Source organism: Planococcus versutus, assembly GCF_001186155.3.
Taxonomy (GTDB): Bacteria; Bacillota; Bacilli; order Bacillales_A; family Planococcaceae; genus Planococcus; species Planococcus versutus.
Genome location: NZ_CP016540.2, coordinates 1,649,424 through 1,658,579, shown reverse-complemented (window position 1 = coordinate 1,658,579; position 9,156 = coordinate 1,649,424). Strand labels below are relative to the sequence as shown.

The 9,156-nt window shown below is 40.5% G+C and carries 20 protein-coding genes; 17 read left to right on the top strand and 3 right to left on the bottom strand.

Annotated features, from left to right (window positions below; translation table 11 throughout):
* Nucleotides 1–7 precede the first annotated feature (7 nt).
* Nucleotides 8–358: a helix-turn-helix domain-containing protein gene (locus tag I858_RS08495; protein WP_065524763.1), complete on the bottom strand. Its 351-nt coding sequence runs from the start codon at nt 356–358 to the stop codon at nt 8–10.
* Nucleotides 359–510: 152 nt separating this feature from the next.
* Between I858_RS08495 and I858_RS08490 the strand changes: the two genes are divergently transcribed.
* Nucleotides 511–759 carry a helix-turn-helix transcriptional regulator gene (locus tag I858_RS08490; RefSeq protein WP_065524764.1) on the top strand — a complete coding sequence of 83 codons (249 nt, stop codon included), beginning with the start codon at nt 511–513 and terminating at the stop codon, nt 757–759.
* 16 nt (nt 760–775) lie between these two features.
* Nucleotides 776–1,123: a hypothetical protein gene (locus tag I858_RS08485; RefSeq protein WP_065524765.1), complete on the top strand. Its 348-nt coding sequence runs from the start codon at nt 776–778 to the stop codon at nt 1,121–1,123.
* Nucleotides 1,124–1,612: 489 nt separating this feature from the next.
* Here the strand turns inward: I858_RS08485 and I858_RS08470 are convergent, their stop codons facing one another.
* Nucleotides 1,613–1,855: a hypothetical protein gene (locus I858_RS08470; RefSeq protein ID WP_065524768.1), complete on the bottom strand. Its 243-nt coding sequence runs from the start codon at nt 1,853–1,855 to the stop codon at nt 1,613–1,615.
* A gap of 138 nt (nt 1,856–1,993) precedes the next feature.
* On the opposite strand from I858_RS08470, the gene I858_RS17015 reads away from it, so the two are divergent.
* Nucleotides 1,994–2,137: a hypothetical protein gene (locus tag I858_RS17015; RefSeq protein WP_157886503.1), complete on the top strand. Its 144-nt coding sequence runs from the start codon at nt 1,994–1,996 to the stop codon at nt 2,135–2,137.
* Here the strand turns inward: I858_RS17015 and I858_RS17010 are convergent.
* Complete coding sequence (locus I858_RS17010) at nt 2,131–2,277, bottom strand: hypothetical protein (protein WP_157886502.1); 147 nt, start codon at nt 2,275–2,277, stop codon at nt 2,131–2,133. The genes I858_RS17015 and I858_RS17010 overlap by 7 nt on opposite strands.
* Before the next feature lie 60 nt (nt 2,278–2,337).
* On the opposite strand from I858_RS17010, the gene I858_RS08465 reads away from it, so the two are divergent.
* From I858_RS08465 to I858_RS17515, 14 genes are all read left to right on the top strand, one after another.
* Nucleotides 2,338–3,105 (top strand): Rha family transcriptional regulator, encoded by a 768-nt coding sequence (locus I858_RS08465; RefSeq protein WP_065524769.1) that lies wholly within the window; start codon nt 2,338–2,340, stop codon nt 3,103–3,105.
* 42 nt (nt 3,106–3,147) lie between these two features.
* Nucleotides 3,148–3,465 carry a hypothetical protein gene (locus I858_RS08460; RefSeq protein WP_083553686.1) on the top strand — a complete coding sequence of 106 codons (318 nt, stop codon included), beginning with the start codon at nt 3,148–3,150 and terminating at the stop codon, nt 3,463–3,465.
* Nucleotides 3,466–3,553: 88 nt separating this feature from the next.
* Nucleotides 3,554–4,066 carry a helix-turn-helix domain-containing protein gene (locus I858_RS08455; protein WP_065524770.1) on the top strand — a complete coding sequence of 171 codons (513 nt, stop codon included), beginning with the start codon at nt 3,554–3,556 and terminating at the stop codon, nt 4,064–4,066.
* The gene (locus tag I858_RS08450; RefSeq protein ID WP_065524771.1) at nt 4,063–4,338 is read left to right on the top strand and encodes a hypothetical protein; all 276 of its coding nucleotides are present in this window, start codon (nt 4,063–4,065) and stop codon (nt 4,336–4,338) included. Before I858_RS08455 ends, I858_RS08450 begins: the two co-directional genes overlap by 4 nt.
* Complete coding sequence (locus I858_RS17520; RefSeq protein WP_275425610.1) at nt 4,322–4,444, top strand: hypothetical protein; 123 nt, start codon at nt 4,322–4,324, stop codon at nt 4,442–4,444. Before I858_RS08450 ends, I858_RS17520 begins: the two co-directional genes overlap by 17 nt.
* A 148-nt stretch (nt 4,445–4,592) precedes the next feature.
* The gene (locus I858_RS08445) at nt 4,593–4,826 is read left to right on the top strand and encodes a hypothetical protein (protein ID WP_065524772.1); all 234 of its coding nucleotides are present in this window, start codon (nt 4,593–4,595) and stop codon (nt 4,824–4,826) included.
* 5 nt (nt 4,827–4,831) lie between these two features.
* The gene (locus tag I858_RS08440; RefSeq protein WP_065524773.1) at nt 4,832–5,050 is read left to right on the top strand and encodes a hypothetical protein; all 219 of its coding nucleotides are present in this window, start codon (nt 4,832–4,834) and stop codon (nt 5,048–5,050) included.
* A gap of 96 nt (nt 5,051–5,146) precedes the next feature.
* Nucleotides 5,147–6,082, top strand: coding sequence for a YqaJ viral recombinase family nuclease (locus tag I858_RS08435; protein WP_065524774.1), 936 nt, complete (start codon nt 5,147–5,149; stop codon nt 6,080–6,082).
* A 13-nt stretch (nt 6,083–6,095) separates the two neighbouring features.
* A complete protein-coding gene (locus I858_RS08430; RefSeq protein WP_065524775.1) occupies nt 6,096–6,959 on the top strand; it encodes a recombinase RecT in 864 nt (287 codons plus the stop codon).
* Nucleotides 6,960–7,028: 69 nt separating this feature from the next.
* The gene (locus I858_RS17360; RefSeq protein ID WP_065524776.1) at nt 7,029–7,889 is read left to right on the top strand and encodes a phage replisome organizer N-terminal domain-containing protein; all 861 of its coding nucleotides are present in this window, start codon (nt 7,029–7,031) and stop codon (nt 7,887–7,889) included.
* Nucleotides 7,858–8,652, top strand: coding sequence for an ATP-binding protein (locus I858_RS08420; protein WP_239457111.1), 795 nt, complete (start codon nt 7,858–7,860; stop codon nt 8,650–8,652). Before I858_RS17360 ends, I858_RS08420 begins: the two co-directional genes overlap by 32 nt.
* A gap of 11 nt (nt 8,653–8,663) precedes the next feature.
* Nucleotides 8,664–8,843 carry a hypothetical protein gene (locus tag I858_RS08415; protein ID WP_065524778.1) on the top strand — a complete coding sequence of 60 codons (180 nt, stop codon included), beginning with the start codon at nt 8,664–8,666 and terminating at the stop codon, nt 8,841–8,843.
* Complete coding sequence (locus I858_RS16995) at nt 8,840–9,016, top strand: hypothetical protein (protein ID WP_157886501.1); 177 nt, start codon at nt 8,840–8,842, stop codon at nt 9,014–9,016. The genes I858_RS08415 and I858_RS16995 overlap by 4 nt, the downstream gene beginning before the upstream one ends.
* A complete protein-coding gene (locus tag I858_RS17515) occupies nt 9,016–9,150 on the top strand; it encodes a hypothetical protein (RefSeq protein ID WP_275425609.1) in 135 nt (44 codons plus the stop codon). The genes I858_RS16995 and I858_RS17515 overlap by 1 nt, the downstream gene beginning before the upstream one ends.
* The last annotated feature ends 6 nt before the right edge of the window (nt 9,151–9,156 follow it).

Here is a 9,156-nt window from a genome sequence, read left to right as displayed (position 1 = left end):
CTCAATTTCATTTTCCTTGCGTCTTCAAAATCTCCCAAACAGCCAGCAAAGCCTTCTTTCTCTCTTCTGGACTTTCGTTAAACTCTTTATAGAATTTATTCACCGTTGGATCATTCACCCATGCTTCGAATTCGGCTTCGTCTCCCCAGGAAGGGGATTTTTTTTCTTCACGACCAAGGAGGTAATCAGTACTAACATTTAAGGCATCCGCTAATGCCGAGAGCATATCATTAGAGGGAGTACTATGCCCGTTTTCATAATTACTTATTGTTGCTTTTGTAGTATTCACTTTCTTGGCTAAGCCTTCTTGCGTCAGCTTTAATGATTTTCTAGCGCTTTTTAAACGTTGAGTTAACATTCATATCCCCCTAACTAATAGTACAACTACATTGTACATTAAATGGCTTGCTAAACAAAAAAAGTACAAGTAAATTGTATTTAAGTGTTGACATATGAAATTCTTGTACTTATACTAAAGGTACAAGTTAATTATACTTTGGAGGTGAGGATATGAAGAATACAAACTTGATAAAAGCTCGAGAAAGCAAAAATCTTACTCAGGAACAACTTGCGAAATTGCTAGGAAAAGCAGGTAAGCAATCAGTTTCTAACTGGGAAAACGGTCATAGCAAACCACCATTATCGATAGCATTTAAACTATCGGAAATCCTAGAGAAGGATATTAGTTTTTTATTTAGTTTTAATGTACAAGATTCTCATACATTAGAGGTTTCTTGTGAAAAGCGAGCAGCAGTCTAAGAAAGGAGAGGGTTAGATGAGGAGACAATTAGATCTTGGTTATTTGAATGACGTTCTTCTATATCATTACGAATCTAAATCAGATATGGCTGAAGCCATTGGAATCACAAGGTCACACTTTCAAGAAGTACTCAAAAACAAAGGGATTGGAACAAAGGTCTTGTCAGGGTTAAAAAGCGAAGCGAAGGTAAGGGGTTTTGATTACGAATTATGTTTGAAACCTGCACCTATATTCATAAATAAAGAAGCAATTGAATCGATTGAAGTTACTGATCAAGAAGGCGGATTAATCGCATCCATAACCTCCAATCAGATCATCACGCATGGCAGCACAAAAGTGATAGTGGTTCCTGTCAAAGATTAGTCTAAATTGTTATTTCTTGTTCCATCGGGATTTGAAACAGGTGTTAGGACACCGTTTACATTTCGAACATGGTAGTTGTCATATTTTCCGGCTTTGATTTCTTTAACGAACTGACTTCTCGTCATATCATTTTTATTGAAATTATCGAGAAATCTATTATTTCTACCGGTTTTACTTTCTGAAGTTACGGTAACTCGTTTTGGCATATTATACACCTCGGTTTTATATTTTTTGGAACCACTATATATTGCGCCTGTACATTATTTTAACACTAAATGTAGTACAGAACAAGTATTCTACTATTAGATAAAAGAGGAGAGAGTTAGATGGACAAAAATAAAATTCAAGAGATATTACAAGCAATTGAAGGTATCAATTTCTCTGATTGGTCACGATTCAAAGCACGTGTTGACAGCCACTTTAGTTCGAAAGCCGACAAGCTAGTACTTGACGACTCATCAAAACTAAAGATAAACCTCGAAGTGGATTTTAACCTTCGACGATTTGGAGATAGATCGGACTGATTCTGTAGTCCTTTCCTTGATAACGAATGTGTAGATGATCCAACTGGTACATGGTGTCTGGTTTCTCTCTTGTAAACGGACTCCAGATTTTAGCGCTTTCTTCCCACCATATCTGTGGAGAAGCATAATTGTTACCCATCTTGCAATCAGGATCATCACTAAGGTTCACCCATTCACCGATCAAACAAGCATAAACGTTTGTAGCCATATTTTTTCACCTCCCATCAACTACATTTTACCAGTTGATTTGGGAGAGTGACAGAGAAGTCGGAAATATTAAACAACTAAGAATCTCGTTATCAGTTTTTAATTAGCAATTTTTGAATAAAAAATAGGAGGAATAGAAATGAAGAAAGTTATAGAGGAACTTGAGGAATTGATTATAAAACGAGCAACTTATTTACAAGAGGACACAAGTCCAGAAGAGTTAGCGGCTCTTGCAGAACTTGTGAATAGTTACAACTCGTTAGTTAAAGAACATGGTTATTGATTTTCATTCACCGTTTTAAGAGCTGCCTTATAAAAGGCTAAAACTTTTTCTGCCATTTTTGCGGAGTCGGTTGATTTTCCAATATACCCGTTTTGCATAGCGGCAATTGTTAATTCTTTAGCTATTTCTTGTGTGGTCATATTATTCACCTCCCATCTATATCGGATAGGGAAATTATAACAAAGAAAAGAGGAAGAAAAATGAAAAATCTGTTAGTAATGCACAACCAGCAAGCTGTAACCAGTTCATCAAATATCGCAGCAACTTTTGCCAAGGAGCACCACAACGTCATGAAATCCATTGAAGGCCTAAAAAAAGATGTCGTTAATTTTAACGCCATGTTTTTCGAAACAACAGAACCTGATAGCTATGGTCGTAACCGCAGAATTTACCTAATGAACCGGGACGGCTTCACTTTACTAGCAATGGGCTTCACTGGATCTAAAGCGCTGCACTTCAAACTGGAATACATTAATGCCTTCAACGAAATGGAAAAGAAGATGGTTCAACCAAAATCATCAGCCGAACTAATCGCCATGATGGCGCAAAACAACGTGGAGCAAGAACGTCGCTTATCCGTGGTTGAAGAGAAGCAAGAAACCATTACCGGAATCCTGTCACTCACCAACAATGACTGGCGCAACAAAGTCAACGCCATTCTAAACGGCATCGCATTAAAGCTCGGTGGCGGTCAATACTACTCGGATATTAAAAATGAAAGCTATCAGTTGCTTGAAGATCGTGCAGGTTGCTCCATCAGCATTAGATTAAACAACCGTAAAGCGAAGATGGCATTACGAGGCTCATCGAAAACAGCCATTAACAAAACAACGGCGCTCGACATCATCGCAGAAGACAAGAAATTGATTGCTGTTTACATCACAGTCGTAAAAGAGCTTGCGGTGAAATACCAGTTAAATATTGTGAGACATCACTTAGAAGAAGAGTTAGAGGCATTAGGCATCTAAATAAAAAAAGGGCGCGAGGAACGCCCAGGAGGAGTGAGTCACATGGAATCGACCATGTTGGTAACGATGACCGTTGAGGATTTACGGAAAGTCGTTAGCGAGGAATTCAATAAAGCGATGGAAAAGCGAGGAAAGGTTGAGGGTGTGATTAAACAATTGCCGGCAATCTTGACGCGTGAGGAGTTCATGGAAGTAATGCACATCAGTTCCACGACCGCGACTAGGATTTTTGATAGACCCGACTTCAGAGTGTTTCGACAAGGGAAGATTTTAATCGAGAGTGAGTTCTTACTCGAATGGATTCGCCGAAACTCTGACTGGGTGGAGGAGTATACAGGCTACTTTCGCTCTGTAGGTTAATTATAAACCAGCCTGTAGTCAACGCTGGTAAAGAACAAGTCAACTTGCTAATGAAATGTGAATCATCTGGGAAAAGGGGAGAAAAATTATGAGTAAATCAAAATTAACACAGTCATTTAAAGAAGTACGTAACGGATTGACGCAAGAGCAACTGGCGATGGAGCTGAATGTATCACGTGAATCCATTTCAAAATATGAAAACGGTCATGTTCGTATACCGGCTGACATCACAAATATTTTAATGGCAAAAGCAGATAGTCCACGCCTTGCCTTCGCTATTCGAAATGAATACACCAAGACTGGCCCAATCTGGCTAGACGGACCAAATGCAGACTTGCATCGATCCAGTGTTCGCGAGAAGGCACTTGAAGAAATTGCCGAGTTAGTGAAGTGCTTAACAGAATTTAGCTTTGCCAAACCTTTAAAGAATCTATCGGAATGGGAAAAACCAAAGCTTCACCATCTATTAGAAGAAGCAGTTGAAGCAATAACTGGTTTAGAACACTTGTTAGTTGTTGTTTGCGAAGAAACAGGCATCAGCTATACAGACGTTTGGCAGAACCACCACACACAGCTAAGAGCGAAAGGATATGTCCAATGAAACAGTCAAACTTCCGTCCACAAGATCAACGAGCAGCTGAAAAGGAACACTGGCGCATTGAAGGATCACTAAACGCAATTGAAGAGTTGTTAGAAGTTGGCGAATACGAAGTAGCAGCAAGAAGAGCAGAAGAAATCTTACGTTCAACAAAAGAAATTGAACGGTTAGCAAAAGCTAAAAAAGAATGGGATGGCTTAGGTCGATTGTTAGAAGACCTAAAAAAAACGGGCATTCACTTCGAAAGGATGACACGACATGATGGAATTTGGTGAACCAGCACACATCGCAGGAGCAATGGTATTTATCTCTTTTATCAGCATATTGATTGGTACACAACTCACAAGCATTCCCGAAAAAGAGCATGAAAAAAACCGCTGACTGGGTAGGTCAAGCGGCGATTGAATCACTGTGGTAACTCATATATTACACGAGAGCATTGGCTCTCGTCAATAAGCTCAGGAGCGTTAACTCCTTTTCGTTCCTGATCTTATTGATGGGATTCAAACCATCAGAAAGAGGTGAACACATGACAGCGCATAATCAAGCAGCAATTAGCTTAGATCGGTTTGACCAATCATTAAAAATGCAACAAGTTCTCTCAGTCGTAAAAGCCTCAAAGGAAATGAAAAACGAAGATACACGTTTCTCATTCGAAGAGCTTGGAACGTCCAGAGAAGCTATCTTCATTATCACTTTATTGCAGATCAAAGGGTACGTAGTGGATTTAGGGAACGATGAAATCATTGTGAAGGGAGGCTAAAGAAAATGGGAGAATTCGCTGAAATGATACTAGATGGCATCTTTTGCGAAAGCTGTGGTTGCTTTATTAGCGCGAACCCAAAAGGGCAAACTTTGAAATGTGAAGATTGTTTTGAAGAAGAACTAATTGAAGCGGTAGAAAATGATATTTGGCCGGACGGATTAACATTCTCAGTTTGGCAAGAAATCAAACAGAAATATTCAGAACCAAATGTTCGAGAATAAGAAAAGCCAGCTGCGACAACAGCTGACTTAGGTAAATCATGTGGCTTGGAATAACGGTTATAGAGCCATTTTAACACAACTATCGGAGGGATAACAATGAGAGCTGAATCTTTAGCTACCACAACGGATATGAGCCGAGAACAATGGCTTGAGGCGCGTAGACAAGGTATTGGTGGCAGTGATGTTTCTGCCATTGCAGGATTAAATAAATGGAAATCTCCAATCGGTGTTTATCTCGATAAAACTGGTCAATCACCAGATGAAGATACCGCAGGCGAAGCGGCATATTGGGGCAACGTTATGGAAGACGTAGTTGCTCAAGAATTCACTATACGAACGGGCATAAGGGTTCGTAAACGGAATGCCATTTTGAAACATCCTGAACACGAATTTATGTTGGCGAACGTGGACCGGCTGATTGTCGGCAAAAGAGAGGGGTTGGAATGCAAAACGGCATCCGAATACCTCAAAGGAGACTGGGAGAACGAAGAGATTCCTGCAGCGTACTTACTTCAATGTCAACACTATATGGCGGTAACAGGGTATCAAGCGTGGCACATTGCAGTATTGATCGGTGGCAATAAATTTATTCACAAAAAAATTGAACGAGATGAAGAGTTAATCGAATACCTCATTGGTATCGAAAAAGACTTTTGGATCAATCATGTACTAGCTGAAGTGCCACCGGTATTCGACGGCTCTGACGCATCAAGTGAATTATTGAAAGCTCTCTATCCGCAAGCTGAGCCACTCAGTGAAATTAATTTATCTAACGACATTGAGCAAATGTTAGATGCGATGGATCAACTTGCCGAAGATATCAAAATAGCCGAAAAGCAGAAGAAAGAATACGAAAACCAAATCAAAAATATTATGGGCGAAAACGAAAAAGGAAACACATTAAATCGTGTTGTCTTTTGGAAAAATTACGAATCCAATCGCATCGATTCCAAACGGTTAAAAGTTGAACAGCCGGATCTGTACAAAAAATACACAAACACCACAACCGCTAGACGGTTCACGGTGAAATAGGAGGAAATCAATCATGGCAACAAATGAAGCAGTCAAAAACCAATTAGCTCAAAAATCAAACGGGGTAGCAAAGAAAGCTGTCCCACCGGAACAAACATTAAACGCATTATTAAAACGCATGGGACCTGAAATCCAGCGAGCGCTTCCGAAGCATATGGATGCGGATCGAATTGCACGTATCGCTTTAACAGCAGTTCGCACGACACCGAAATTACTCGAATGTGACCAAACTTCTTTCTTAGCAGCTATTATGCAATCTGCACAACTAGGCGTTGAACCAAATACAGGATTAGGTCAGGCGTACCTGATTCCTTATGGCAAGCAAGTTCAATTCCAATTAGGGTACAAGGGTCTGATTGACTTAGCGGTCCGTAGCGGTCAATACAAAGCGATTTATGCGCATGAAGTCTATGCAGATGACGAATTCGAATTTAGCTATGGCTTAGTTAAAGACTTGATGCACAAACCAGCTGCCATTCCTTCCGGAGAACCTATCGGATACTACGCTGTTTATCACCTTCAAAATGGCGGTTACGACTTCGTGTACTGGACGAAAGAACGCATTGATCATCACGCACAGAAGTTCTCTCAAGCTGTGCAAAAAGGCTGGACGAGTCCTTGGAAAACAAATTATGATGCGATGGCTAAAAAAACCGTCTTAAAAGAAGTTCTGAAATACGCTCCGAAATCTATTGAGCTGCAGAAGACAGTAGAAGCTGATTCCACTATCAAAAATGAAATCAGTCGCGATATGAGCGATGTCATTGATGTAACGGACTATACCATTATCGAAGACGATCAGCCAGATGTGCAGGAGGAAACAAAAGAACCTGTTAAAGAAAAGAAACAAAGCATTCATGACCAAACGCTAGTTTAAGGAATAGGCAGGGGAGTTGAGGAGCTCCCCTACTAATTATATAAATATAAAAGATTTGAGGGATTTGTAATGAGCGATGTTAAGTGGATAAAGCTTAGTACACAAATGTTTGAGGACGAAAAGATAAGACTGATTGAGAGTATGCCAGAGGCAGATACCATCTTAATCGTGTGGGTAAAGTTACTTTCGCAAGCAGGAAGAGCCAATAACAATGGCTATATTTACTTGAGCGAGACCATACCTTATACGGATGAAATGCTCTCAACAATATTTAATAGGCCTCTCTCCACGGTTCGAATGGCTTTAGAAGTGTTTCGTACCTTTGGAATGATTGATATTGATGAAAATCACTTTATCAGTATATCGAATTGGGAAAAGCATCAAAACGTTGCAGGACTCGATAAAATACGTGAACAAACGAAAAAACGAGTCGAAAAGCATCGGCAAGCTAAAAAAAAGCAATTAGCTCCACCACTTAAAAAGGGTCCTGAAAATGAAAGTAACGTTACAAGTAACGTTTCAGTAACGAAAGATAACGCAACAGAACTAGAACTAGATTTAGAACTAGAACTAGAAAAAGAAGTTGTTGTTGTAGATAAGAGCGCAGGAATGGCATTTCGCTTCTATGAACAAAACATCAGTCACTTAGTACCGCATATTGCCGAACGAATTTCTATCATGATTGATGAATCATCTGAGGAGTTGGTTCATGAGGCATTGAAACGTTCAGTCGAAGCCAACGCACGAAACAAAATGAACTTTGCTGACAGCATCTTGAAATCTTGGAGCGATCAACGTATTAAGACACTGGCAGATGTAGTTGCTGCGGATAAAGAATTCGACAGACGAAAGCGAGGGAGCTCGAATGGAACCACTTCAAAAGATCATGCAGGGGCTAGTGACGAAGAATGGGACGGACTCTCACTCTAAAGGCGTTGAATGCCCGCATTGCAAAGAGATTGTTCCACCACTCGAAATTGAAGTCTTGGGACATACGCGATGGGTACAGCCCGTTTGTAAATGTGAAGCGGATGTTCAAAAAGCCGAACTTGAAATCTACAAGAATGCACAGCGTGAACGCGAAGTACGAGAGTTGTTTTCGATTAGCGAGTTGGGCGAACGGTTTGAGGAATCCGATTTCGGCAACTTTGCTACACGTCCAGGTGCTGAAAAAGCTGAAAAGATTACACGTTACTATGCTGACAATTTTGACGAATTCGGACTGGAGTCCATTTTGTTATGGGGTGTGCCAGGGAACGGGAAATCTCACTTAGCCGCAGCTGTTCATAATCAATTGCACAAAGAGGGCAAAGTGGTTGTGTTTGTTTCGATGCCGGATCTATTAAAGAAAATAAAAAACACATTCGGCAAAGGCAAAAGTGAAAGTGAACAACAGATTTTAAAAGCCTTGAATGTTTGTGACTTACTCATTATTGATGACATCGGGGCAGAGAAAACCAGCGACTGGGTGCAGGAAATCGTGTTTCTGATTATCGACAATCGATACCGTCGCAATAAACCGATTATGGCCACATCTAATTTGGAGCCCAAAGAACTGGCTGGGCAACTAGGCAAACGTTCTTATGATCGTCTGATTGAAATTTCACAGCCAATTGAAAACAAGGCTACTAGTTACCGTAGACAAGTCGCGAAAGGGCGATTGTCTAAGTTTGATCATCTACTTAACAACTAGGAGGAATAGCTATGGATAAACTATTAAATAAACTCATCCTAATCGCAGGTGCTTGGCAGACGAATGAAGATCCAGTGATTGCACAAAACTTCAGCATTCTGTTTGAAGAGTTGAAGCAGATTACGGGATTGAGTCATGCGGCGGCTGAACAACTTCTTTGCACGCATATTAGCGGGGAGGTGGCTGCATGAAACACAAACACATCCACATGGGCTTCTGGATTGATGAATTGAAAGGGTACGGCATTCATACAAGTCCAAACGGTGAACCGATAGAGAGTAAGGAGTATTACGATTTACGCGCACTCTTGCTGAAAACACACTTACAGTTAGACATTGAAGTGAAAGCGAGTCCTTGGTTCTGATGGCTGGCGGTCGAGAGTTTTGGTTTTATCGCTTTGAAGGCGGCCAGAAAGTTTGGCAATTTGGTCGCTATCGTTCGGCAGGGGTCAAGTGGATGTTGAAGCATGGCTGGCGATTCTTTGAGTGGAAAGATTGAGAAAGG

Coding starts and splice junctions, on each gene's coding strand:
- I858_RS08495 (WP_065524763.1), bottom strand. CDS start 358: ATGTTAACTCAACGTTTAAAAAGCGCTAGAAAATCATTAAAGCTGACG.
- I858_RS08490 (WP_065524764.1), top strand. CDS start 511: ATGAAGAATACAAACTTGATAAAAGCTCGAGAAAGCAAAAATCTTACT.
- I858_RS08485 (WP_065524765.1), top strand. CDS start 776: ATGAGGAGACAATTAGATCTTGGTTATTTGAATGACGTTCTTCTATAT.
- I858_RS08470 (WP_065524768.1), bottom strand. CDS start 1,855: ATGGCTACAAACGTTTATGCTTGTTTGATCGGTGAATGGGTGAACCTT.
- I858_RS17015 (WP_157886503.1), top strand. CDS start 1,994: ATGAAGAAAGTTATAGAGGAACTTGAGGAATTGATTATAAAACGAGCA.
- I858_RS17010 (WP_157886502.1), bottom strand. CDS start 2,277: ATGACCACACAAGAAATAGCTAAAGAATTAACAATTGCCGCTATGCAA.
- I858_RS08465 (WP_065524769.1), top strand. CDS start 2,338: ATGAAAAATCTGTTAGTAATGCACAACCAGCAAGCTGTAACCAGTTCA.
- I858_RS08460 (WP_083553686.1), top strand. CDS start 3,148: ATGGAATCGACCATGTTGGTAACGATGACCGTTGAGGATTTACGGAAA.
- I858_RS08455 (WP_065524770.1), top strand. CDS start 3,554: ATGAGTAAATCAAAATTAACACAGTCATTTAAAGAAGTACGTAACGGA.
- I858_RS08450 (WP_065524771.1), top strand. CDS start 4,063: ATGAAACAGTCAAACTTCCGTCCACAAGATCAACGAGCAGCTGAAAAG.
- I858_RS17520 (WP_275425610.1), top strand. CDS start 4,322: ATGATGGAATTTGGTGAACCAGCACACATCGCAGGAGCAATGGTATTT.
- I858_RS08445 (WP_065524772.1), top strand. CDS start 4,593: ATGACAGCGCATAATCAAGCAGCAATTAGCTTAGATCGGTTTGACCAA.
- I858_RS08440 (WP_065524773.1), top strand. CDS start 4,832: ATGGGAGAATTCGCTGAAATGATACTAGATGGCATCTTTTGCGAAAGC.
- I858_RS08435 (WP_065524774.1), top strand. CDS start 5,147: ATGAGAGCTGAATCTTTAGCTACCACAACGGATATGAGCCGAGAACAA.
- I858_RS08430 (WP_065524775.1), top strand. CDS start 6,096: ATGGCAACAAATGAAGCAGTCAAAAACCAATTAGCTCAAAAATCAAAC.
- I858_RS17360 (WP_065524776.1), top strand. CDS start 7,029: ATGAGCGATGTTAAGTGGATAAAGCTTAGTACACAAATGTTTGAGGAC.
- I858_RS08415 (WP_065524778.1), top strand. CDS start 8,664: ATGGATAAACTATTAAATAAACTCATCCTAATCGCAGGTGCTTGGCAG.
- I858_RS16995 (WP_157886501.1), top strand. CDS start 8,840: ATGAAACACAAACACATCCACATGGGCTTCTGGATTGATGAATTGAAA.
- I858_RS17515 (WP_275425609.1), top strand. CDS start 9,016: ATGGCTGGCGGTCGAGAGTTTTGGTTTTATCGCTTTGAAGGCGGCCAG.